General features: G+C 34.6%; 19 protein-coding genes and 1 pseudogene. 14 read left to right on the top strand and 6 right to left on the bottom strand.

Going from position 1 to position 24,662, the window contains the following annotated elements:
* Both H344_RS19880 and H344_RS0108290 read left to right on the top strand, forming a co-directional pair.
* Window positions 1-355: IS1595 family transposase (locus tag H344_RS19880; protein WP_157378160.1), on the top strand; the 355-nt coding region annotated here is incomplete at its 5' end.
* Between the two features lie 81 nt (window positions 356-436).
* Window positions 437-1,075, top strand: coding sequence for a DUF6563 family protein (locus H344_RS0108290; protein WP_026809900.1), 639 nt, complete (start codon window positions 437-439; stop codon window positions 1,073-1,075).
* A 174-nt stretch (window positions 1,076-1,249) separates the two neighbouring features.
* Here the strand turns inward: H344_RS0108290 and H344_RS22400 are convergent.
* Window positions 1,250-1,614 (bottom strand): annotated as a pseudogene (locus H344_RS22400) (transposase); the annotation flags it as partial.
* Window positions 1,615-1,888: 274 nt separating this feature from the next.
* On the opposite strand from H344_RS22400, the gene H344_RS0108295 reads away from it, so the two are divergent.
* Window positions 1,889-2,248 (top strand): DNA-directed RNA polymerase subunit alpha C-terminal domain-containing protein, encoded by a 360-nt coding sequence (locus H344_RS0108295; protein WP_026809901.1) that lies wholly within the window; start codon window positions 1,889-1,891, stop codon window positions 2,246-2,248.
* A gap of 62 nt (window positions 2,249-2,310) precedes the next feature.
* On the opposite strand, the gene H344_RS0108300 is transcribed toward H344_RS0108295, so the two are convergent.
* The 4 genes from H344_RS0108300 to H344_RS20995 all read right to left on the bottom strand — a co-directional run bounded on the left by H344_RS0108300 (window position 2,311) and on the right by H344_RS20995 (window position 10,331).
* Window positions 2,311-3,660 carry a GIY-YIG nuclease family protein gene (locus H344_RS0108300; RefSeq protein ID WP_026809902.1) on the bottom strand — a complete coding sequence of 450 codons (1,350 nt, stop codon included), beginning with the start codon at window positions 3,658-3,660 and terminating at the stop codon, window positions 2,311-2,313.
* Between the two features lie 544 nt (window positions 3,661-4,204).
* Entirely contained in the window at window positions 4,205-8,755 is a 4,551-nt protein-coding gene (locus H344_RS0108305; protein WP_026809903.1) for a PAS domain S-box protein, read from the bottom strand.
* Between the two features lie 640 nt (window positions 8,756-9,395).
* Window positions 9,396-9,977: a PepSY-associated TM helix domain-containing protein gene (locus tag H344_RS19885; protein WP_051254210.1), complete on the bottom strand. Its 582-nt coding sequence runs from the start codon at window positions 9,975-9,977 to the stop codon at window positions 9,396-9,398.
* A gap of 27 nt (window positions 9,978-10,004) precedes the next feature.
* Window positions 10,005-10,331 carry a hypothetical protein gene (locus H344_RS20995; RefSeq protein WP_051254213.1) on the bottom strand — a complete coding sequence of 109 codons (327 nt, stop codon included), beginning with the start codon at window positions 10,329-10,331 and terminating at the stop codon, window positions 10,005-10,007.
* A gap of 779 nt (window positions 10,332-11,110) precedes the next feature.
* On the opposite strand from H344_RS20995, the gene H344_RS0108315 reads away from it, so the two are divergent.
* The 10 genes from H344_RS0108315 to H344_RS0108360 all read left to right on the top strand — a co-directional run bounded on the left by H344_RS0108315 (window position 11,111) and on the right by H344_RS0108360 (window position 23,325).
* Complete coding sequence (locus H344_RS0108315; protein WP_026809904.1) at window positions 11,111-11,446, top strand: hypothetical protein; 336 nt, start codon at window positions 11,111-11,113, stop codon at window positions 11,444-11,446.
* A gap of 537 nt (window positions 11,447-11,983) precedes the next feature.
* Window positions 11,984-14,158, top strand: coding sequence for a peptidase domain-containing ABC transporter (locus H344_RS0108320; protein ID WP_026809905.1), 2,175 nt, complete (start codon window positions 11,984-11,986; stop codon window positions 14,156-14,158).
* Window positions 14,159-14,163: 5 nt separating this feature from the next.
* Window positions 14,164-15,459 (top strand): HlyD family secretion protein, encoded by a 1,296-nt coding sequence (locus H344_RS0108325; protein WP_026809906.1) that lies wholly within the window; start codon window positions 14,164-14,166, stop codon window positions 15,457-15,459.
* 77 nt (window positions 15,460-15,536) lie between these two features.
* Window positions 15,537-17,195, top strand: coding sequence for a helix-turn-helix domain-containing protein (locus H344_RS0108330; protein ID WP_026809907.1), 1,659 nt, complete (start codon window positions 15,537-15,539; stop codon window positions 17,193-17,195).
* Between the two features lie 87 nt (window positions 17,196-17,282).
* Window positions 17,283-17,411, top strand: a complete 129-nt coding sequence (locus H344_RS22285) for a hypothetical protein (protein WP_262482277.1) — start codon at window positions 17,283-17,285, stop codon at window positions 17,409-17,411.
* Window positions 17,412-17,468: 57 nt separating this feature from the next.
* Window positions 17,469-19,628 (top strand): prolyl oligopeptidase family serine peptidase, encoded by a 2,160-nt coding sequence (locus tag H344_RS0108340; protein ID WP_026809908.1) that lies wholly within the window; start codon window positions 17,469-17,471, stop codon window positions 19,626-19,628.
* 184 nt (window positions 19,629-19,812) lie between these two features.
* Window positions 19,813-20,643: an RteC domain-containing protein gene (locus H344_RS0108345; RefSeq protein WP_157378188.1), complete on the top strand. Its 831-nt coding sequence runs from the start codon at window positions 19,813-19,815 to the stop codon at window positions 20,641-20,643.
* Between the two features lie 234 nt (window positions 20,644-20,877).
* A complete protein-coding gene (locus H344_RS0108350; protein ID WP_026809910.1) occupies window positions 20,878-21,549 on the top strand; it encodes a hypothetical protein in 672 nt (223 codons plus the stop codon).
* Window positions 21,533-22,195, top strand: coding sequence for an ATP-binding protein (locus H344_RS0108355; protein WP_026809911.1), 663 nt, complete (start codon window positions 21,533-21,535; stop codon window positions 22,193-22,195). The genes H344_RS0108350 and H344_RS0108355 overlap by 17 nt, the downstream gene beginning before the upstream one ends.
* 2 nt (window positions 22,196-22,197) lie before the next feature.
* Window positions 22,198-23,325: an endonuclease/exonuclease/phosphatase family protein gene (locus H344_RS0108360; protein WP_026809912.1), complete on the top strand. Its 1,128-nt coding sequence runs from the start codon at window positions 22,198-22,200 to the stop codon at window positions 23,323-23,325.
* 151 nt (window positions 23,326-23,476) lie between these two features.
* On the opposite strand, the gene H344_RS0108370 is transcribed toward H344_RS0108360, so the two are convergent.
* Window positions 23,477-24,148, bottom strand: coding sequence for an N-acetylmuramoyl-L-alanine amidase family protein (locus H344_RS0108370; RefSeq protein ID WP_034256346.1), 672 nt, complete (start codon window positions 24,146-24,148; stop codon window positions 23,477-23,479).
* A gap of 198 nt (window positions 24,149-24,346) precedes the next feature.
* Between H344_RS0108370 and H344_RS0108375 the strand changes: the two genes are divergently transcribed.
* Window positions 24,347-24,634 (top strand): hypothetical protein, encoded by a 288-nt coding sequence (locus H344_RS0108375; protein WP_026809914.1) that lies wholly within the window; start codon window positions 24,347-24,349, stop codon window positions 24,632-24,634.
* Window positions 24,635-24,662 lie beyond the last annotated feature (28 nt).

Here is a 24,662-nt window from a genome sequence, read left to right on the forward strand (position 1 = left end):
GATATTGTGCAGTGATGCATCGGTAATCTACAAAGGTTTTGCAATGGATCGAAAACTGGAACACCATGCCCTGAAGGGAATTATAAAACAACGGGTAAAGCAAGGCGTTTACCATATACAACATGTGAATTCCACGCACAATAGACTAAAGAAATGGATAGACGGCACTTTTTGGGGCGTTTCGACCAAATATCTTCAGCAGTATCTGAATTGGTTTAGGGTAAAGGAGCACCTCAAGGGTAGTAAGGACATGCTCCAGGCCTTTGTTCCCAAGACCGTTGAAGACATTGGAACCTATGCCAGATACAGAAATATAGACACTAGGTATGAAAAACTAATATCAACGCAAACTTAAACTAGAGCCCGTCGGATTTGATAAGTCATTGATAATCAATACTTGAATTTTTACGTTAGTTGGAATTAAAACAAAAACAGAATGAAAAAAATAGCATTATTTATCTTTTTATTTATCATTAGTTATACTCTGAAAGCCCAAACAGAAAAGTACCCGCAAGGAATTTATATGAGTTTTCAAGAGGTGATAGATAATTACCCTTCTGAAAACTATACCGTTGAGTTGGAAAAAAGAACCAAAGGAAAAATAAAAATGAACGGAGGAAATGATTATCAACTAAATCCAGTTGATAAAAATGTCAAAAGGAAAATTTTAAAAAAAGAAGTCTATGCCTACTCTGATGGAAATGATTTGTTTTTAAATGGTTTCAAACACGAATTACAATTTTGGTATAGCAAAGTTGAGGGAGAAAATGAAAATTATTTCGTTTTTAATGCAGGAATACCAATGAATATGAAAAAATATGGAATGGAATCTTCTGATATTTCATATATGTTCGGAGGAATTATTTCTGCCTTTAGTGCAGCAAAAAGAGCATTAATACGATTACCTTACGTAATGGACAAACACACACAAGAAGTAATTTTGGTGTCTGAAAAAAACATCAGAGATTTAATTGGAGAATCATCTGATTTGATTAAGGAATATGAAAAAGAACCGGAAAAAGACGATGTTGAGATGTTGACCAAATACCTTTCAAAGTGGATAAGTGAAAAATAATTACTGGTGCCAACAAAGAACTAAAGTATAAAAACAACACTTTTTTTCATTAATTTTTGACATTATTATTCAAGGCTTATAGATACCAAAATAGATCTGTGAGCTACTTTTACATTTGAAATTCGATTATTTTAATGTAGGCTGTGAAACAATTTTCGGATCATACGGCAGTACCTATAATGCAATGGCAAAACATTATTTTAGCAGCTTGTAGGCCACCGCAATAAGCGCCAACTTCTTACTTTTTCCTTTGTTACCAATCCGCTCATAGAGTTCTCGACAAGCTTAATTATGTTTACAGGCAATGAAGGCGTAAAGAAATAATAGATTGCGGAGTTTCGTATGGCCAACCTTGCTGATCCTGCTATGACCACGTAAACTGTTTCCAGACACCCAAATAGTGGGACTTATGCCCACATAACTAAAAGCTGTGCTCCCGTCTCGAATTTAGTAAAACCATTGGTTAACACAATTAAAAACTATGCAGTCTTTGTTTATTATCCTGGAACGGTGGTTAAAAGAGTGAGCTGCAATTGTTGCACCTTATTAAGAAACGAGAGCAGTCATTCATCGACACTGGATAGTTGCCTGTGAACTTTTACTCCTAGGCCGATAGCCAAGATATTCATCATTTTTATTCCGGTTATTTCTACTTTTAATATTGGAGTTCCCTTATGCTTTATGGAGCGTTTATCTAAAAAGGCTACAAGTTAATTTCAAAAATTGTATTTTGTAGATGGTTATGATTTTCGCAATTTTCTATCACGTATATTGTGGAGTGAATACCAACCTAATCAATTTAAACATCATCTTATGAGAAGAATTAATAAAGAGGATGAAGTCACTTACCATGAATTTTTAGAAGCATTAGCCGTGGTGAAGGCGTTTAGGAAGCAAATTTCAGAACTTTTTAGAGAAGTAGATGGAGAAGTTGGTTCTCTATCAAAATTCATTGGAGTCAATAAGGACACTAAAATCTACCGTTTACCATTGTCAACCCGTGCAATGAACGTTTTAAAAGCAATGGATGGCATAGATGTACTAGAGGGTACTACCGAAGATCTAGCAAAGATTTCTTTACGGGATCTTTTAAAAACTCCTCATGCCGGTCACAAAACTATCGATGAGTTCCAAGAGCTTTGTTTGTTTGTAAACCTTCCAATGAAAAGGTAGAGGAAATTAATTATCTTTTTTAAATTAGTGAAACTTGAATTACGACAAGAGAAGTTGACTTTTTATGTTAAACGTATTACGTTTTGTAAGCTTGGTCTAGTGTTTTTAAAGTATTGATCTAATATTCTTGCTGTAAAATAATTATGTGGATAAAACTTTATAAAGCTTTCAATATCCGCTATGGAATTTATGTTTGACTCTTTATCAATATATCCGAAACCTTGATAAATTCCATTTTTTACCAAAACAAGGCTTTCCTCAAATGTAGTGCGACCTCTTAATTTTAAAATATAACTTGGTCGCTGCGCAAAAATATAATCCAGCGCTTTCTGAACTCGTTGATTATATGTTTGTTTATCTTCCTTGCCTTCACAAATTCCCTTACAAAAAACAGGGTCGTTACATTTTTTAGCTGTTCGCTCAATACCAGCGTATCTTTTACATAAATTAAATTTTTGCTGTACCTCCTTAACTTTCTGCAAAACAGAGGTTCTGTTGTAATAGAATTCGTTTTGATTATCGGAATATGATTTCTGAATAAGTTGAATCCTTAGAATACCTTTAGAATCCATTTTAGAGGTAATAATATAGGGATCAATAATTTCTTTTTGAAGCGTATTGTATTTTGGCATTAAAGAATGTATATAATAAGCTTCCAAAAGTAGAGCGATAACTTCACTCCCCGTTTCTTCAAAATCAATACTCGTGGTCTGTCTGCACAAATCTAACTCAAATTTTAATTTGCTGGTAAAATGACTTCTAACCCGTTTAGAAATGTTCTTAGCTTTTCCTATATAGATTGTTTGGTCGTTATGATCTCGAAAAAAATAAACCCCAGGAGATTTTGGTAGGTTGCTGAAGTCAATTTCATTTCCGTCAGAACGTTCGTGTTCCGTGCTAGATAAAACGAAATTATTATCAGGGCCTACTGTATTTAATGTGTCCAATATTTTCTCCATTGCCAGACAAGTGTCCCTTAAAGAATTTAGGGGCTGTTCTATTTTTAAAAGTTCCATAGCATGGTACAAGCTAAAAGGAGATGTGGACTTTATATAATTTTTATAAACTTTATCTAATATAATGTTCGCACTCCCAGCTGGATATCCAATTTCTCTAAAAGCTTTTTTGAAGATCGAAGAAGAAAATTGATCTATGAAAACTGTAGAAGTGTTTTCGATTATCTCAATAATTTCTGGAGCAATATCACTTAAAGTTGGGGCGGATCTTATTGTTGAATAATCTAAGTTAATCGCTGCTCTTTCTGCCTTAGATAAACGAGGTACAACTTTTACAAAGCTCTCAAATTCTGAAATAATATTCCCCTCTTCAATAATAATAATGGCTAACCCTATCAATTTTGAAATTCTTAAATTGTTACTTGAGCAGATTATTGAAATATAAGAAAACCTCATTCGTGAATTTTTATTGGAAATAATACAAAAATATGGAATATTTCCATAAGAGAAATATTGTTTTTATCTTTAAACCGAAAATATATTATTTTGGAGCAATACAATAAGGAGCAAAAAGAAGCTATTACTTTTAAGGGAAAACACCTTTTACTCTTGGCCGGCGCTGGTATTTAATAAACTATAACGATCGTAGGGAGGGCTGCACATTTAATAGAGAGTAGGGTACTGGCGGAGAAAATCTAGATCTCTACATTTACTAAAAAGTCCGCAAGTGAAATTGTAGAATGATTAAAAGGTTGTAATTTCTGAAAATGCCTGGGCATTAAATGGATTTACATTTCATAGTTGATCTAATCACTTAATTTCCAATTTCCCAAATCTATTTGGTGCGTCTAATCTTAAGGTCGTAAATGCCGATGTTCAATAGTCTTTAATGAAAATTGCATGTATATGATAGGCTGTAAGAAATTGGATTATATAATCGTATAGCACTATTTTCAAAATAAATATTGACGTGAGCTATGTAAGACACTCCATTATATATTCATTCATCGTTCTCCACCACAGTTTGTGTTTTACTAACGATATCCCTAATAATTATGTCAAATTCTGTTGCCGAATCATAAATGTGGTCCAATAGCTCCATTTTTTCTTGTTCTGTCACCAATTCATCCCTAATCAAACCTACGAGCCCCATCAATCGGGCTAAAGGAGCCCTTACAATATGGGACTGGGTCCAAGCTATTTCTCTAAGTTTTTTATTTTGTGTTTCAATGTTTTGTGCCCGTTCTTCCAATTCGCAATTGAGCTTTTCCAGTGATTTTTCATAGGTCTTTCTAAAGGATATATCGGTCATGGCTCCAACAACCCTAGTGGCAATGCCATTCTGATCACGAATTACGGTCCCTTTATCCCAGACATATGCGTATTCCCCTGTAGCTTTTAAAAAGCGATATTCTGACTCCCATAGATTCGTTTTAACATCTTCTATTACTTTGTAAAAAGAGTCCACTACCTGAACTTTATCATCCGGATGCAACTGATCTATCCAAAAATTTAAATTTTTAGAATTTACATTGATCTCATGTCCAAAGAGGGTTTTATAAGTATCGCTCAGGAACAAGGTGTTATCTACAATCTCCCAATCCCAAATTGCATCCGTGCTTGCCTGTACTACTCTGGTGAAACGTTCATTTACAAGTCTAATCTCCTTCTCCGCCTTTAAACGCTCGCTCACATCTTTGATATAGATAGAATGACCGTTACTAGAAGGATAAGCATTTATCTCGTACCATTTATTGGAACTGGGGAAATACTCCACAAAAGTAAATTGGCTATTGCTCTTGACGGACTTAATTATTTTCACAAAAATCTCGTGTTCGATTATTTTAGGAAACACCTTTTCTATGTGCTTTTCCAAAACTTTTTCCCTGTCTATTCCAAAAGAGTCTTCCGCCTTTTTGTTCCAATAGGTAATTACCCCTTCTTTTGTCAAGGAGATAAAGGCATCGCCGATACTTTCCAAGACTGCATTTTTTTCATCGTTCGTCCTTATATAGTCTAACTGACTTGTCTTAAGTTCATGGATATCCTGAAAGCTCCCATATATCCTAATACATTGACCGCTTAGAAACTCTGGATTTCCAATTACCCGTACCCATCTTTCCTTTCCTTTTGCTGTTATAATCGGCATTTCAAGATCAAATGTTCCATCTTGGTGAAACGCATTATCTATAGCCTCAGAAAATTTACTGGTATTCTCCGGACCCTTATAAAATCCAAGAATACTTTGAAGATTGGGTTTATAGCTATTATCCACCTCATGAATTTTTTTGGTCATCTCCGACCAGTAAACGGTCCCATTCTCAAAGTTGATTTCCCATGCTCCGATTCGAGACAAATTGGAAACATCCTTAAGCAATTCCTTCATTTCTTTTTTCTCAGTGATATCTTTTGCAACTGCGTAGGTTATTCCTTTTTCATGGGTAAGGTTTGCAGTCCAGCTGAGCCATTTGGTCTGGCCACCCTTTGTAATGTATCGATTTTCATAGTAATTGAGGGGATGCCCTAGATATAACCGTTTTAATTGTTTCAAAGTTTTCTCTCTGTCTTTGGGGTGTACGAATTCGATTATTTTTTTGGATAGCAATTCTTTTTCAGAATAGCCTAAAAGTTTTGTAGCAGCTGGATTAATTTTTTTAAAAAAACCATCCTCACCAATTTTGCATATGATATCAGGGGTAAATTTAAAAATTTGATCAAGCTCGGTCTCTAATCGCTTACGTTTGATAGTTTCTGCAAGTTTAGTTTGCAATTGTTTGAACAGCTTGCTATAAAATATTGGACTCTGATAACATTTATTCATACCAAGAATCAGAATTCCTTTAACTTTTCCGTTATATATTAAGGGAAATCCTGTAAAGGCCTGACTACAGGAAGTATCTGAGACAGTGCTTCCTGCAAAAACCTTTTCTTTTTCTATACTTTCCCATATTATTATTTCTTGGTTTTTCCATACCGTACCGGGAAGTGCTTCACCAAAATAGCACGTTGTCAGTGTTCTGCATCCCTTAATCAGGGATTTCTTCGTTCCAGGGGCAGAATAACTGGCAGCAAGGGTCAAGTTTTTTTTATCTGAACTTGGCAACCAAATTTGTCCTATGTTATAGTTTAGCCTATCAATTAAATGAGTTACTACATTTTCCAGACAAAACTCCAATGAATGATCACTATTGAATAAATTCCCAATATGGTCCAATACCTCCTTTTGTAACTGGGAATTCTTTTTAACGGTTATGTCCCGCTCATAGAAAACCCAATGGGTTGGTTTGCCATTTTCGTCCTTTAACGGATTTGCTGTCAGGTTGACCCAATACTGCTCTCCGATTTTATTTTTTCTTATAAGGTTTACATCAAAGACCTTTCCAGTATTTAGCAACTTCTCCATTCCATTTAGTACTAAAGGAACTGTATTGGGGCCGTTGAGCATTGCTGTGGTTTTACCAAGCACTTCATGGGAAGCATACCCTGTCATGGTCGTAAATGTTTGATTGACATAAATGATTCTTCGTCCAGAAAGATCAATAGGTTCCGCTTCAATGATCATTACGGCATCCTTGGAATCAGAGATTGCCGACTCGATCAATCTAAGGTGCTGTTCATTTTCTTTCTGTTCTGTTACATCCTGTACAGTACCTTCCATAATATTCGCAAGACCGTCATTACACAGAACTAGTTGAGATATTTCATGTACCCTCCGTGTAGATCCATCTGGCAATATAATCCTATAAGTAAGGTCGTAATTCTGATTTTTATAAGATATGACCCCATCCCTTTTCGAGAATAGGAAACGGTCATCAGGATGAACGGTGGTTAGAAAATTATCCCGATCAGGTTTGAAAGTTTCATTGTTTCTTCCCCAGATAGTATACATCTCTTCTGACCAAGAAATTGAATTATCATTCAGTTCCATGCTCCAATAGCCAAATTTGGCAATAGCGGCCGCTTTTTTTAGCTGGCGTTCTGATCTTTTCAAACCGTTTAAATATAACTCGCGCTCTGAAACATCGATACAACTGATCAAAATGCAGTCACGATTCCTAACTGTTAAGGAATAGCCTACTAGTTCCAATTGGGATAGTTCACCGGTCTTGCTCTGGTGCGTAAATAGACCATATCGATTTGTTCCTTTTTTAGATTTGGCGGTTTCTATAGCATCGATGAATACCGATGAATCAGTTTTCGGCTTAAGTCGTATAGGATCCATCCCTATTAACTCTTGTCTACTATAACCAAAACACTTTACCATCGTATCGTTGACCTCTAAAATCTTATAGGTCCCAAGATCCAAGAGGTATTTGGGCAATGGGCTGGAATTGAATAGTAGTCTTTGGTTCTCCTGTGAAGATTTTAAATTATGGCTCAAGGATATTTTATCGGTAATTTCTCTGGCGATTACAACAATACCTTGTATTTCCGGGTCGTTAGATAAATTGAACAGTAATACTTCAATCCATCTACAACTTCCGTCCTTATGTTTAAATCTAAATGGCCTTGACGCAAAGGGTGCACCTTTAATAAATTTATTGAAATTATACAACGCCTTCTCGCGCTCTTCATTATGTATAAAATTAAAATAGTTTTTACCGTATAGATCTTCCGAGGGAAAGCCCATAGCCAGACCGGAACTCGTACTTACATAGGTGAAATATCCTTTATTATCAATAATACTGAGCCAGTTGTATCCTGATTGGATCACTGAAGTCAACTTGGGCGAAACAAAATCGATCTGATCCCAAACCTTTTTTTGAGACGTAACCTCAAAAATTTCACCTTCCACGAAAACGGGGAGACCTGATTCATTCCTCAAAACTTTTTTGGCAGAAAAATGTATCCAGATTATCTGACCGTTTTTATGGAACATTCGAAACTCTAGCTCTTTATAAACCTGGTTGTTTTGGCACCATAGTTCTAGCTCAGTACTAAATTTATGACTGTCCCATGGGTAGATAAGCTCCATCCAATTGTTTAATGATCTCATATCCAATTCAGCGGGGGTATACCCGAGAATATGTGAGAATTTAGGGGTGACATAAAAATTGTCTGTACCAATTTCTAATTTCCAAAATGAAATATTATTGGTTTCTACACCCTCATTTACTGAGAAGTTGTCTAACGCAATATTGCTATTTATTTCGTTCGGATTTTGCTTGTGATTTTCAACTGTAATAGAAGAAGCAATAAGATTGGTCAATGTTTTGATTGATCGCAATATTTCCGGACCAACATGTCTACTGTGAGTATCGGAAAAATAAAGAAAACCTTGACATTGACCTTTGCCATCTATTAAAGGAGCTATGGCAATAAAGGGGGGAGAGGTATCATTTAAATCAACACATAAATCCTTTGTTCTTTCGTCCTGGTAGACGTTTTCAATGATTAATATATCATTTGGAGATTGGGATTGGAAATTGTTGATAAGGTGTGCTATTAAAAACAATGGTTCTGGAACATCTTCCAGGCAATTATGTTTCTTCTTAGATGCTTCCAATAGGGCAACCATAGTTGTTGGAACATCCAGTAATATGGAAGCCATGTGACATACATCATTATAGAGTTTATGTGGAATTGCTAAGTAATGGTAGGATTGTGGGGACAAAACGTTTAATTAGGTTTTACTGTTTAATCAATGTTTCTGACTTCTGCTCTAATTTCATCAATAGGTTTTATAGCGGTTCACTTACTATTATGAAGACATAAAATATAAACATGGATTTTTCATAATTTATGGGGTGTTAAATAGTTCAGATAATTAATTCTTTAATTAAACTTAGTTTTTTTGTTATAAGGTAAAGATGTTATATTCGTTCTGCCTCAGTTTTATTTTTAATCTGTATTCTCTCTTCATAATAATTCTTTACTTACTTCATCATTGATGTGATTAAATGGACGATTATGGATATTTCGATGCAACAATGCCCTTAAAAAGACTTTATTAAATCTGATAAATATAGACTAAATATCTAGTTTTAAAAATAGTTTAAGTGAAGGTGGTTAGAAATTCTTTGCTTTACTTACCTAGCCAATGTACATAGGTAAATTTCTATAAAACTTGAGAATTATGAAGAATGCTTTTAAGCGAATTGAATTTATATATGGTAGTCAGCTCGATGTCTTACTAAATTATTACTTCCTTAGTCCTTTTTAAACCGCTTTTTTCTTGTAATTAGATATATTCAAAAACCCGTTATATAAAGCGTTATCCGCACCAACCCAGAAATTAAAACCAAAAGCCTTCCAAATATCCCAGGAATTTTTCCAGTGTGAACTGGATAAAATTGGGCTGCAATCTTATTGCTATTTAGATCAGTGTGAAATTCAGTTAAACTTAATACTTCGTCGGTTTTAGTTATTTTTAATTCTTTGCTTCTTCTAAATCTTGGTTCTATAAAACGATCTTGGATATATCTAAAGTGAAAATCCTTATTATTTTTACAAGGGAAATATATAGCTCTTAAAGTATAAATAGAGTCAGGTTTCCTTATCAACTCGGTAAACTTTGGCTGTATATCAGAATTGTTGCTTTGTGTCCTCTTGGAACTATCTAGTAGGGTGAAGGCAGCCTTGTAATAACTATTATAAGTAAAATACGCACCCGAAAAGACAATTAAGGCTAGTGGAATAAAAAAGCTAGCTCCCAGTACTTTATGTAGGTCATAATTAAGTTTCTTTTTCTTGGCTTTCCATTTTATTGCAAAGCCCCTTTTTAAATTGTTTCCATAGGCTTTCCACCATATATAATATAGATCCTGGTACACAATTTGGATAAAAGAAAAATAATGGTACTACTGCCCATTAAATATTTGCCAATTTTTTGGAACATCCAGAGTACGGTGAATATTTAACAAATCTTCAAAAAACTGTATCGAGATTGATTTTGTACCTAGATAGCTTGCGGTCCGTGGATGGTGGTAATGAGTTTCCCCGTTTTCAAAAATTAAGGATACGGTCTGTTGTTCTCTATAAGGCAGATTAATTCTTATTAAACTATCCTTATGCCTTTTCATTAAATAAGAGGCCGTTTGCAACAATGTTTCTTCATATGTGGTAACTATCCGATAAACTGTTGATAAATTCGAGGTAAATGCAGATGCAGTTGGTGTATATAACATAAATTAACCGAAAAGGGAACAATTAGAACTGAATCGTAATGTAAGAAAAGATTAAAGTAAAGGAATAATTTCAGATAATCTGGCTAGCTTAACAAAATGTCACCTTGTTTCAGTTATCAATAACTTGTCCGAGATTGATTTTTCAATCGGTTTCTGATCATTTTTCTAGTTCCCAGATATCTACAACATTGTTCACGATTTTCCTTGAACTTGATAAAAAAAACACATTCTTTCAAAATTTTTAACGGAAAACACTTTACCGAATTCTTTATTTTGCGTCTCTGAAAATCCTTTTTAAAGCTCTTACCCATATTTTACTCGTTCAATTCCTCCTTGTTGTTCTACCAACATTTTCCGATTTCGGAATAGGTCGATACTATTAATTGGTTAACGGTGCAAACAACTATATTTCTTGCAACTTGTAATAAATCTTCAATTTGAGAATACAGTTTTTAATTTGATGGTTTGTTTGTCATATTATTAAGTGTTCTTAAGTTAGGGTAGAAAACTCTTTTGAGAACTTTGATTTTGGATGTTTTAAAAATGAATTTTAATATTTTTTCAATAAGGGCTATTTATTTTACGACGGAATCGAACCCTCTCAAAATGATTTGAGTTCTTCCAAACATCAATGGTAGGTTCCTGTCTGAATATTCATTTTTCATACTTATGGGCAATTTGATCAAGCGGCATTTGACTGTCAAAGAAGTATTTGAAAAAATGGAATATACCTAGCCACCGCAATTTTTTAAAATCTCTGGAGGGTAAAATCCCCATCGTTGCATTCCCCTTGGATAATCTTAAAAACTTATAATTATGAAAAAAAAGACCTACTCACTTACCATGAATTTTTAGAAGCATTAGCCGTTGTGAAGGCTTTTAGGAAGCAAATTTCTGAACTTTTCCGCGAAGTAGATGGAGAAGTTGTTTCCCTATCAAAATTCATTGGAGTTAGTAAGGATACTAAAATCTACCGTTTGCCATTATCTACCCGCGCAATGAATGTGTTAAAAGCTATGGATGGTATAGATGTGTTAGAAGGTACTACCGAAGATCTAGCAAAGACTTCACTACGGGATCTTTTAAAACTCCACATGCCGGACTTAAAACTATAGATGAATTCCAAGAGCTTTGTTTGTTTGTAAACCTTCCAATGAAAAGGTAGAGATAGCTGGGGGGATTCCTTAGTTATGGGATCTTATTACATAGCTTTTTTTACTATTTGCCTTTTGCAGTTACTTGATAACGAGCGTCAAATTTTTACTATTGTACTAGATTATGAATTGATATCCCAACATTTTTTGTATCTTTTTAAATTGGAAAACGCGATTTACCTCGCTTTTCTATGTTTTATAAAGTTTTTTATGTGGTCTGTAGCTTAAGCTTCCCCTTACTTTTTCAGCGGACTTTTTTAGTTATGTTATTGGAATAATCTGAATTGATTTTCCATGTTCCCTCCTTAACTATTTTGTTTTTAAATAGTATTTTAATTTATTATAATCCTTACCAATTATATAGATACAAATTCTGTATGATTTTTAGGGTATAGTTTGCCTTATATCATTTGGTTCCGATTTGTAAACCATTTAGGAGTCAAGCTATTCTGGTAGGTTTTTAATCTATTTTGGAATGGTGCACTTTAAATGCAGTAAATGTTTGAGACCATAACATTTCCGAATTATCGTCAGCTCGATCAAATGGATTGCGGTCCCACATGTCTAAAAATCATTGCTAAACATTACGGTAAAGATTTAAATCTAGAATATTTAAGAGAAATATCTTCTTTAACAAGTGGAGGAGTATCATTGGGTGCTTTATCCCAAGCTATGGATGTAATAGGTATAAGCTCAATTGGGATTAAATCCAATATGGGTGAGCTAGTAAACGATATTCCTCTACCTGCTGTTGCTCATTGGGACAATAGTCATTTCCTAGTAGTTTATAAAACAACTAAGAGGTCTATTTATGTATCAGATCCTGCAATAGGGTTGGTGAAATATAGGCATAATGAATTTATGGAAAAGTGGGCAGCTAAAAACGGAAAGGGTATTCTTTTGTTGGCGGAACCCACCCGCATATTTAAGGAACTAGATGATGATGAGGGATCCAATGGTAATATGTCGTTTCTGTATAACTACTTGTTACCCTTCAAGGATTATATGGGGCAATTATGTTTAGGACTTTTTCTTGCTGCTATCATTCAAATCTTACTTCCTTTTTTAACCCAGAGCCTTGTTGATTATGGTATAGACTATGAAGACCTCAATTTTATTCACCTAATAGTTATTGCTCAGGTTTTTCTTTTTTTAACACGTATTGCGTCAGAAGTTATACGGGATTGGTTACTAATGCACATGTCTACCCAAATTAATATTTCCATGATATCTGATTTCTTAGATAAATTACTGTTGTTACCTATTGCTTTTTTTGATTCCAAATCTACAGGGGATTTTATGCAACGGATTTATGATCACCAACGCATAGAAGATTTTTTAGGCGGACGCTCACTATCTATTGCTTTCGATCTGTTTAGTATTTTAATATTTGCGGTGGTTCTAGGTTATTTCAGTACAGAAATTTTAATGATTTTTTTGATTGGGACTATATTTTTTATGGCGTGGACATTGCTTTTTTTAAAACGAAAAGCCTTTTTGGATCATCAGCTTTTTAATTTGAATCGTAAAGAACAATCCTTATTGCTTCAAATGATTAGTGCAATCCGAGAAATAAGATTAAATGGATCGGAACAACGTCGTAAAATAGAATGGAAGAAGGTTCAAATAAGTTTATATCGCCTAAAATCTACTTTTTTGCGTACAGATCAGATACAGTTAAAAGGAGGTTCTCTTTTTAATGAAATGACCAATATATTCATAATCTTTTGGTCTGCTAAAGCAGTAGTGTATGGTGATATTACGTTAGGTGCTATGTTAGCGATCCAATTCATTGTGGGAAGCCTTTCTGTTCCAATTTCCAATATTTTGGATTTTATTGTCGGGTTACAACGTGCTGGACTTTCCTTAAAACGGCTCTCTGAAATACATTCTAAGGAACAGGAGGATAGCATAAATGTTCAACCCAATGATATGGAGTTTGGGGATATCAAAATATCTAATTTAAATTTTAGATATGGAGAAATCACTAAAAACAATGTATTGGAAAACATTAATATAATTATTCCTCAAAATAAGATTACCGCAATAGTTGGTCCTAGCGGTTCTGGAAAGACCACGTTATTAAAAATTCTACTAAAAATTTATACTCCCAACAAGGGAAAAATAGTTTTAGGAAATGAGGAGTTAAAATATGTAAATGCCAAAATGTGGAGAGCGAGATGCGGCGTCGTTCTCCAAGATAGTGTGTTATTTAATGATACCCTGGAACGAAATATAACAGAATCAAACTCTAATGAACCCACCAATAGGAACTGGTTAGGTGAGGCTGTGGAAATGGTGAATCTAACGGAGTTAGTTGATAGGCTTCCACTGGGCTACAATACAAGAATAGGGGAGTGGGGAAACATTCTTAGTGGGGGTGAAAAACAGCGATTATTGATCGCAAGAGCTATCTATAAAAATCCTCAGTACCTTTTCTTCGATGAAGCTACCAGTGCACTGGACGCTAAAAATGAATTGTCGATAACTCAAAAATTAATTTCCTTTTATTCTGGTAAAACCGTAATTAAAGTTGCTCATAGATTGTCCACTATCCGAAATGCAGATCAGATTATAGTGATGGATAAAGGTAAAATCGTTGAGCAAGGTAACCATCAAGTTTTGGTGAATCATAAAGGACTTTATTATGACTTAATTTTAAACCAACTATAAGCGCAATGAAAGACAAGGATATATGGCTTTATGATGAAAGCGCTTATATAAAAAGAAAACCAACATGGATGCTAAGATGGGGTGTGTTATTGTTATTTGGGTTTTTCGTTATGGTTTTGGTGTTTGCTTCATTTTTTAGTTACAACGAGAATTTAAATGCTTCTCTGGTATTAACTACCGAAACTCCACCTGCACATATTATGTCTAAGCATACCGGTAGAATTCTAGATATTAATAATCTGCATAATGATACTGTTATTTCAGGAGATATTTTGGCGGTAATGGAAAGCACTGGAAACTTACAAGATATTATGTCACTAAAAAATAAGTTGACTTTAAATACCACTTTACTATCGGATTTAACGATTCTCAATAAACACTACCCCAGTAATTTAGAATTGGGGAATAAGATTAGACCTATTTATAATGGGTTTTTAGATGCATATAGAAACCTAATATTATATCATAATCTAAATGATAAAGAGTTAAAAGAAGTAGACTTAAAACGCCAATATGTAGGGAAGAATCTTACCATACAAAATAAGAAGAATGAGATTTTAATACTTCAACGTAATCTTGAAATAAATAAAACTGATTATGATCGTTATGTGGAGTTGTTTGAAAAAGGTGTAGTGTCCTTAAAGGAATTGGAAAGAGTAGAGAAGGGGTATTTAAGTATTCAAAGACAATATTCCAATGTAACTAAAGAACTATACGAATTAAACACTGAACTTTTCAAGATTAAGAATAATGATTTGTTATTTAAGAACTCTGGAATAAGAAATAAAAGTGTCCATGCTTCTACGTTAGAGTTTGAAAAGCAAAAGCTATTGGCGTTTTTAAAGGAGTGGGAAGAGATGTTCGTTCTAAAAAGCCCTATCTCTGGTCGCATTTCCTATTCCAACATTTGGGTAAAGAATCAAAATTTAAAGAAGGGACAAGTAATCTTCACAGTTGTTCCACTTGGAAATCAAAAACTCCTGGGAAGGTGCCGTGTGCCTATTCGTAACTCGGGTAAAATTAGGCATGGACAGCGTGTTATTATAAAGCTAGATAATTACCCTTACCGGGAATGGGGCGCTCTCAATGGTACCGTAAAAACTATTTCAGAGGTTCCATATCCGGGAGATAATGGAGGTTATGATGTTTTAGTAGAAGTTGAGGATCTAATTACTACCTATGGGAAAACATTAGTTTTTAAACAAGAAATGCAGGGGAATGCAAAAATTATACTAGCTAAAGTATCACTTTTAAAACGTGTATTTTATCAATTTCGGGAAATATGGGAATTTGAAGAGTAGTGGGATGTTATTCAATTAAATATCGCGTTAAGGCATTAAGGCTTATAATTAGGGCCTCATTTCTCTGTTTTGTAATAGTGAGCGGTGTTGCACAGAAAGTTGAACCTTCAACAGATAGTTTAAAATTTAATTTTGAAAAGTTCCTTCATCAAGATTATGAGTTTATAATGGACCAGGAGGATGAAGCATATGAGAGTAGCGATTATGATAAACTTAGAAAACTAACCGATATACATATCCATAAAGCTAAGCTAGAGGACAATGCCTTAGAGATGGTTAATGGGTATTATTATAGAACAATCATTGAAGAGCCTATAATGGCTATTGCGTATTCGGACTCTATCATTTCAGCGACTAAAGATAGTAATCACCCAGAGCACCCAACATTCGGCTATATTCTTAAGGCTATAATTTACTATGATATGGCTGATTATCAGCAAGCGTTAGAGAATTATATAGTTGCATATAATCTGGCCGTAGAAAAGAAGAATTTAACAGATCAATTTACGAGCTCTATGGCTATAGCTGCTATAAGAAATTTGAATGGGCAACCGCACGCAGCAGCAGATATTTACACCAGATCATTAAAGCTTTTGCAAAAGGAGAAAGATTATAAAAATAGATACGATAGGGATTATTTAATGTTGATGTACAATCTTTCTCTTGCACATTTAAGGTTATCCCAATTGGATTCTTCACGTTACTATTTGAATAAAGGTATAAGTAAAGCTATTTCGGTAAATGACACAGTAGAGTACCGTGATTTAGTATTAGTTGGTGCTCAGTTGGATTATTATGAAAATAAGTTTCAGAGCGCCAAGGATACCCTTATGAAATATACCGATGAGTTAGAGGAGAATAGTAAAGCCACCAAGTATTATTATTTAGGTAAAATTGCTCAAAATTCCGGGGACAACTCTCTGGCCATTGACTACTTTAAGCAGATAGATTTAATTGTAGAGAAAACAAAAAGACCATTTGAAAATATTAAAGACGTTTATCAGCAATTGGTTTTGCATTATGGACTCCAAGGAGATCAGGAACGAGAAATAGAATCAATTGAAAAATTAATCTTTTATGATAGCTTAATTTCCACGGAAAATAAAGGGGTCATAAAACAGGCGATTGTTGCTTATGATATTCCATATCTTAAATTTCAAAAAAAGAAAGTAGAGGAGGAGCTCAAATCTAAAAGTATATGGATACTAATTTTTGGTGTTATAGCAGGTATTGGTTTACTAATAGCATTTTACTTCTACATAAGAGCTCGGAAAACTAAAATGAAAGTAAAACAAATGTTGGATGGCTCCATTCCATTTAAAAAATCCAACAGAGGGGTGGGAACTCATCCTGAGTCTGTACCTGAAGGGATTCGAAATGAATTGTTGATGAAATTAGAGGCATTTGAGAAGTCAGACCTCTATCTACAAAAAGATTTGGATATGGCTCAGTTGGCCCAAGAGATGGATACTAATACTTCTTATTTATCAACTATTATTAATCACTATAAACAAAAGAGTTTTCCTAGATACATTAAAGATTTAAAAATTACTAAAGCAATAGAAAGGCTTTCTAATGATCCAGATCTATTAAAATATAACTATCAAGGGTTAGCAGAAACTTTTGGATTTAAAACCGGAGAATCATTTTCAAAGGCATTCTATTCTCGGACTGGAGTATATCCTTCCAAATTATTAAAAGAACTAAAGAGTAGAGAGAATGCCCGTCATTTATAAATGACGACCTAATTGTCAATGGAGGTTTTAGTAATTAATGCTAAATTATACTATTAAGAATATCGCAAACCTTAAATAGATACGATCATGAAGAAAAAAATGGAAGAGTTTAAAAGTAGAGCTTTAAAGGACCTGACCAAAATAAAAGGTGGAGGTGATGATGGACCCATAGATAGGGATAAGATAAAAAGGCCTAAACGGAGACGTAGAGAATAATCAGATTTATAAATTCAATCATTTGGAGTTAATTTTGATTAAATACGGATTATAATTATGGTAAAAAACATAAGCTTAGTGTGTGGTGCACTTATTACTCTTATGTCTTGTAATCATTATAAGACAGAAGAGGTGTGGACCTATCCAAAACTAGAACCTAGTCCTAAAACTATAGAATATTTCGGGACTAAGGTTTTAGATGATTACCATCAATTATCGAATTTACAAGATACAGCAGTTCAAGATTGGTTTAGTGCGCAAGATTCGTTGGCGGAAGCTTACTTTTTGAATAATGGACTTTTAGAACAATATAGAGATCGTTTTTACGGCCTGCAAAACAGAATTGTAGGAGATTTTAGTATGGTGAGAGTCAGTGAATCAGGTAGTTATTTCTATTTGAAATATGATGAGCTGAAAGAAGTTGATGTATTATTTTATAAGAAAAATTTTTCTGAGCAAGAGATGGAAATTTTTGATCCTTCTAAAAGGTACCCTGATAATCCAATCATTTCTTATCTAGAGCCTTCTTATGACGGAAAGAAGATAGCTATTGGCTTTGATTCTATGGGAGACTTTACTACAAAAGTGATTATTTATGACTTAGAGGAGAAAACTATTTTAAAAGAAGAAATTTCCAATATTAATCCAGACTTTGGGGGAATTGAATGGTTGCCAGATAGTTCAGGGTTTATATATCTGTATTTTCCTAACATAGATCTAACAAAATCTAATTATAAGCAAAACTCCTATTCTGTAATCCATTTTCTAGGGGATAATCCCAATAGAAGAACAGTGATATTTGGTAAGGAAGAATCCTATAAGATTCCTTCGGATTCTTATCCAAAAATAAAGACTGGTTCTAGTTTAGATAACTATATTGTTGCATATGCTGCAAAATCTGGAGATTTTTATGATAGTTTTATAGCTAATACTATTGATGTCCTTTCAGGTATTCCCAATTGGAAACCTTTTTTTACTACTACCGATAAGATATATTATAATCAAGGCGAAATTAGAGGTAAGCACTTTATTTACAGAAGGGCTACTCCCGATGGAAATGAAATTTGCCTAGTTGATATCGAGGATGCTAACTTTTCTAATCCATTGATTCTGGCGAAAGGAAGTCGGGATAACCCCATAACTAAATTTGAGGTAACTAAGGATTACATATACTTTGTAAAAGAAAAATATGGAGTTGAAATATCATTATTTAAAATTGATGAAAATGATATTGAGGGTCAGCTTACTCTTCCATTTGTTCCTGGTTATGCTTCCTTTTTTGGGGAGTCTATAACGCATAATGATATTGGTTTGGGTTTGGATGGTTGGACTTCTGATTATGTAAGATATTGTATTGACTCTATAGGTAATATAGCTAAGGAGGGCTTATATAAAACAGCATCAATTCCCGACTATGAAAATTTAGTCTATAAGCAAGTAATGGTTGTTTCTCATGATGGAGAAGAAGTGCCACTTTCTTTAATTTATCGAAATGATTTGGAGTTGGACTCCAATAATGAGGTTTTTATAAATGTTTACGGCGCTTATGGTGTAAGTATGAATCCCTTTTTTTCTCCTATATTTTTGGATTGGGTAGAACAAGGGGGGATACTCGCTTTCCCACATGTACGAGGGGGAGGGGAAAAAGGAAGGGAATGGCACCTGCAAGGAATGAAGGGTATGAAAAGTAATTCATGGAAAGATCTCATCTCTTGTACAGAATACCTTATTGAAAACGGATATGCTAAAAAAGGATTATTGTCCTTATATACCAATAGTGCGGGGGGAATTACTGGAGGAATGGCTGTTAATGAACGTCCAGAACTATTTTCTTCCTTTATAGCTGAGGTGCCTAGAATGCACCCGTTGGGCCTTGAATCCTCGACTAGTAGTAGCAGTACTAGCTATATGGAATATGGTACAGTAAAAGATAGTCTAGAATTTCTTGGACTTTTAAAGATGGACCCCTATTTAAATCTTAAATCAGATACCGAATATCCAGCGACTTTATTAATGCCTAGCAGCAGTGATGATCGTATCCCTCTATGGGATAGCGCAAAATATATTGCTAAACTTCAGGCTAACAACACTGCTAATACTCCTGTTTTAATGGATATAGATTATGATTCTGGACATGAGAACTCAGCGGGTTACGACGCGGAGATTGAAATCTATGCACGTATCTTTAGCTTCGCAAAAACGAATATGCAGCACTAGAATTATAATATATTAATATTAAACTCCATTTATATACAATTCTTTCCAATCAAATGGTCGTCATTTATAAATAGCCCCCTTCATTTATAAATGACTTCCTATCAGATTTTTTATTCTTTCCTTTTCTATTGATATTTAGAATGACAACAAAAATGGATGGTTTTAAATAGAATAAAGCGGTTCATTGGAAAGAAAGAAAATGAATTGGTTATTATCACATGAAAAAATTGAATCAGAATTAATTCAGATAGAGCAATCGTTCCTAAATACCATTGTAGCTTACAACAATGCCATTTCTTATTGTCAACGTATTTTGGAGCAATATCGCTCAAAAGTTGTATCTAAGGGTTTTCCTGATGAAGCATCTGAAATTAAATTTTTTAAAAAAGAAAAACCATTTCTTTTTGGACAACTTTTACGGTATATACATCAATTGAATTTTGAACTTGAATATGCGAAAATTGCTTATGATGCTAACGAGAGGATTATTCCCCAAAAGATTCTAGAAGTAAACACCTACCTGTTCAATCATAGAGACATAGTGCTATATGTCGAACTTGGAAATGATAGTTTAGATCAACAGTATTTTTTACGAAAAAATAGGGGATTTTGTATTTCTCCCAGTTCTAATGGATTTAGTTTTGACCCAGACTTTAGTTCCTCCCATGATGTGCTTCTAGCTAATATATTTGGTTACCAGGGATTTCTTCAATTTTTACAACAGAAATTAGGTTCTGCTAGTCTCAATCCAGATTTTACCATTCCTCAAATTAACTGGACAAAATCTAAGACTGCCCTTATCGAATTAGGGTTCGCCTTGTTCTATAGCGGTGTTATAAATCATGGAAATGCTAGTTTGAAATCTATAATGCAATTTTTGGAAGAGGTAACAGGGATGGATCTGGGAAATTATCATCATACCGCAATCCGGATCAGAAACCGTTCCAACCCCACAAAATTCATGGATAAACTTAGAGATTCCTTACAGGATTGGGTGGCCGATCTAGACGATTAAAAAAATGTAGAGTGAATGTCAATTGACATTTTAATACTTTACGTAGGAATCAACCAAATTATGCCAATTTCCACCTTGATTTAGGTTTTTATTCTACAATATTCTTCTAATTTAATGCAATTTTTAGTTTTGTCAAGGGAATGTCAATTGGCTGTTTATTCCAAAACTCTTTTTCATTTTTGTGTTGTAATCATAGACTAATGCAATTCTGCTGGTCTCACTAAAATTAAAGAGATGAATTATATTAGACATTTAAATTCCATTTTAGCCCTGTTCACAAAGGATCAAAGATTGAATCCTACTCACATTAGTACTTATATCGCTTTGTTCCAACTGTGGAATATTAATCGTTTTACAGATACTTTCTATTTGAACCGAGAGGAAGTAATGCGCATAGCAAAGGTAGGCTCAAAGAACACTTATCATCGCTGTCTTAAGGAATTGGATCATTGGAAATATATCCGGTATTTACCATCTCATAATCCGTACAAAGGAAGTCGGGTACACATGCTCAATTTTGATATATCTAGTGGTGCTAGTTCTGAGTCAACTAATGGTGCAGGTGGAGACCAAGTAATGGGACAAGCATTAGTACCTTTTATAAACAGTAATAAACAAAATAAAAACATTAATAAACTTAAGCTACCCAAAAGTGAAAATGAAGTTTTAATTTTTTTTAAAAAAGAAAAATGGCCTGTTATAGAAGGGAAAAAGTTTTATAACCATTACACTTCAATAAGTTGGAAATTGGGAGGAAAAATCATGATAGAGGATTGGCACTCTACCGCCAGGAATTGGATGTTAAAAGCCGATGAAATAAATAAAGAAAATGTGGTTAATGGACCATCCCAAAAACGAGACAACCTAAAAGTATCTAAAAATAAGGATTATGGACAACCCCTCTAAAATAATTGAGAATGGTATTGAATATTCCCTTGGGATATTTGACGGTCATGAGGTGTTATATGATTTTGATAAGATTCTTATCTACCTGAACGCGAAAGGGAAACTGCTTTTTGGAAATCAGTTTAAAATTTACGACCAAGACCGAGACATCGTATTTAAACTCTGCAATTACTTTATCAAAGATAGGGTGTATTGCGAAAAAGAGCATATTGATATTCAAAAGGGAGTGATGCTGACTGGCCCTGTGGGCTGTGGTAAGACAAGTTTGATGAAGCTGATACGCCATATTGTCCCAATGCAACGTCCATACGTGGTAATCCCCTCAAGAAATATAACCTTCAGTTTTAATCATTTAGGCTATAAAACCATTGAGGACTTTGGGAACAGTAAATCCTACTGTTTTGATGACCTAGGTATAGAACCAATGGGTCGCTATTATGGCCATGACTGCAACGTATTGGGCGAAGTGCTTCTCTCCCGATATGAATTGTTCCTACAAACTAAGGGCAAGGTAAAGACCTATGCCACTACCAACTTGAATGCAGGGGAATTGGAAGAACTTTACGGGAATCGTGTCCGCAGCCGTATGCGCGACCTTTTTAACCTGATCGCATTTGATAAGAAAACAAACGATAAACGTAAGTAATTATGAAAATTGCCACTTTTAATATTCAAAACCTTTTTCATAGGGATCGGAGCAATTCTAAAAAAGCCTTCGGGAAATGCATGTCCGATTGGGTAAAAGAACTCGATGATCTTTTAATTAAAAATACTCAGAACAGCTCGAATTCCGACCGCATTCAAGAGTTGACCTTTTTGCTAGGGTTCGATAAGACCTTCCACCAGCCCTATGCTGTAATGCGCCGACGGGCGGGATTTCTTTTTTTAAAGGGTAAGAATTACTCTAAGGAGCTGGCTGCTAATGAAATTACTGATTGGAATGGCTGGGTATCCCTTCAGACCGTTCCCATTCAAAGACTAACCACAGTAAATAAAGCGAAGGTAATCGCCGATATGGATCCTGATATTTTATTATTGCAGGAAGTTGAGGACAGAGGGTCGTTGGAAGAGTTTAATGAAGAGTTTCTGCCGGAAATGGGCTGTAGCCCATTTGATCAAATATTCGTGGTGCAAGGAAATGATTATCGTGGACAGGAAATGGCAATTATGACCAAAAGGGGATTTGAGCTTAAGGCGATTCGAAGCCATGTTCACGATCGTGATCGATTGGGAAACCCGCTCTTTAAAAAGGATCTTTTGGAATATGAAGTCAAGAACCCTTCCGGGACTACATGCCACATTATCTCAGCATATTTTCAGGAACGTACAACAGATATTAATAGCACCGATTTGGTGCGAAAGGCCCAAGCAATAAAAACCGCAGAAATATATTACAACCTACAAGAGGATGGGAAGCAAAACATTGCTATCGTAGGGACCCTTAACAACGTTCCCTATAGTGACTGCCTCTCTCCTCTACTCCGAGAGACCGATCTTCAGGATATTACCAAACATGCATCGTTCAACGTAGATATAGACCAGGGAAAAGATGCCACTTACTTTCGTATGGGAGCATATCGAATGGGGGTCAACATAAAGCAGAAAGATTATCTGCTGTTATCTCCAGAACTTTATAAAAAAGTTAATGTATGTGGACTTAATCGTAAAGCCCTTTGGCCCGCCATGAAACCAATGTGGTCTGTTTATTCCACGGTTTATGACAAAACGTTGCAGGCTAGTGAGCACCCTGCATTGTGGGCAGACATTAGAATTTAAATTTTTTAAAACTTTTAATGACAACTTGAAATCCTAAAGCTACAGTAACTAGGACTTCTCTAATATTCTGAAATACGGCTGTAAAAATTTCTTTCATTTTTTTCTGTTTGATTTACTGTGGGATGTAATTTCAAATTAAAACTTTGGATTATTATTGCGGGTTAATTTCAACCATTTTGTAATGCTTTAGACTCTGAAGGATGGTCAATGCAATTGCCTGAATATTTTCTTCCTTATCCATAAACATGGCTTCATCTTGATTGGATAAATAACCTAGTTCAATTAAAACAGAGGGAACCTGATCGATTGTTCCCCTGAGTACTTGAAAGTTGGCAAACTTAACACCGCGACTTTCATAGCCTATATTTTTACTCAGGGCTTTTTGAAGGGAGTAGGCCAAGAATATAGCTTCGTTAGCATGTTGACTATCACTTTCTGTAATATACACCTCAATCCCCTTGACACTATGGTTTGCTGAATGATTAACATGCAAGGAGATAAAGAGATCTGCATTCAGTTTATTTATCAGATTTACCCTATCGCATAGGGAGATCAAGGTGTCTGTACTTCTAGTGAGATATATTTCAAAAGCATTATTAGGGAAGTATCGATTGTAGTAGACCATCTTTTTGGCAATTTTAAATACCACATCCTTTTCCACTATCCTATTTACTCCAGTAGTTCCAGAATCGATTCCGCCATGTCCTGGGTCAATGATAATTACCTTTTTCAGGTGTTGTACTATTTGAGGATATAAGGTGAAAGGATACCCGACAATTAGAATTGTGATTAAAAATGAGAATGTAAGGTTAGGTCTGAACATTGATTCTGGTTTTTAAACAATGTGCAATGTTTTTCTGCTATTCTTGATTATTATTTAAAGTTTAACAGGTTTTTGAGTTAAAGTTTAGGGATTTTTCATATTGAGCCACATTATGCAATAGATTTCATAAAGTTTAGTCGACATAGCCTGTGTAGATGGCTAGCGACTTAGGGAATTAATAACTAAAATCAACCAGTTATGAAAAAATCACTTTATATGTTAACGGTAATACTGCTCATGATAACTCCCGCTTTTGGACAGATCGGTGGAATCGAAGATTCTGTAAACGATGTTTCGGATACCATTAGAACCATCTTCCCAATAATTCTAGGAGTAATTTTTCTAGTTGGATTTTTATTTAATGCAGGGCATTTCTTTGGGGAGAATTCCGATCTCAAAAAGGGAATTACTCGTGTACTTGTCTTTGTACTAATTGCGGGAGCAGTTGTAGGAATATTTACTTACCTGATCACGATTGTAGTTTAAAAAATCTGGATGTTAGAATTTTATCAAA

This window comes from Arenibacter latericius DSM 15913, assembly GCF_000424985.1.
GTDB classification, from domain to species: Bacteria; Bacteroidota; Bacteroidia; order Flavobacteriales; family Flavobacteriaceae; genus Arenibacter; species Arenibacter latericius.

Coding starts and splice junctions, on each gene's coding strand:
- H344_RS20995 (WP_051254213.1), bottom strand. CDS start 10,331: ATGTTATATACACCAACTGCATCTGCATTTACCTCGAATTTATCAACA.
- H344_RS0108325 (WP_026809906.1), top strand. CDS start 14,164: ATGAAAGACAAGGATATATGGCTTTATGATGAAAGCGCTTATATAAAA.
- H344_RS0108305 (WP_026809903.1), bottom strand. CDS start 8,755: ATGGCTTCCATATTACTGGATGTTCCAACAACTATGGTTGCCCTATTG.
- H344_RS0108375 (WP_026809914.1), top strand. CDS start 24,347: ATGAAAAAATCACTTTATATGTTAACGGTAATACTGCTCATGATAACT.
- H344_RS0108295 (WP_026809901.1), top strand. CDS start 1,889: ATGAGAAGAATTAATAAAGAGGATGAAGTCACTTACCATGAATTTTTA.
- H344_RS0108370 (WP_034256346.1), bottom strand. CDS start 24,148: ATGTTCAGACCTAACCTTACATTCTCATTTTTAATCACAATTCTAATT.
- H344_RS0108340 (WP_026809908.1), top strand. CDS start 17,469: ATGGTAAAAAACATAAGCTTAGTGTGTGGTGCACTTATTACTCTTATG.
- H344_RS22285 (WP_262482277.1), top strand. CDS start 17,283: ATGAAGAAAAAAATGGAAGAGTTTAAAAGTAGAGCTTTAAAGGACCTG.
- H344_RS0108355 (WP_026809911.1), top strand. CDS start 21,533: ATGGACAACCCCTCTAAAATAATTGAGAATGGTATTGAATATTCCCTT.
- H344_RS0108300 (WP_026809902.1), bottom strand. CDS start 3,660: ATGAGGTTTTCTTATATTTCAATAATCTGCTCAAGTAACAATTTAAGA.
- H344_RS0108290 (WP_026809900.1), top strand. CDS start 437: ATGAAAAAAATAGCATTATTTATCTTTTTATTTATCATTAGTTATACT.
- H344_RS0108350 (WP_026809910.1), top strand. CDS start 20,878: ATGAATTATATTAGACATTTAAATTCCATTTTAGCCCTGTTCACAAAG.
- H344_RS0108360 (WP_026809912.1), top strand. CDS start 22,198: ATGAAAATTGCCACTTTTAATATTCAAAACCTTTTTCATAGGGATCGG.
- H344_RS0108320 (WP_026809905.1), top strand. CDS start 11,984: ATGTTTGAGACCATAACATTTCCGAATTATCGTCAGCTCGATCAAATG.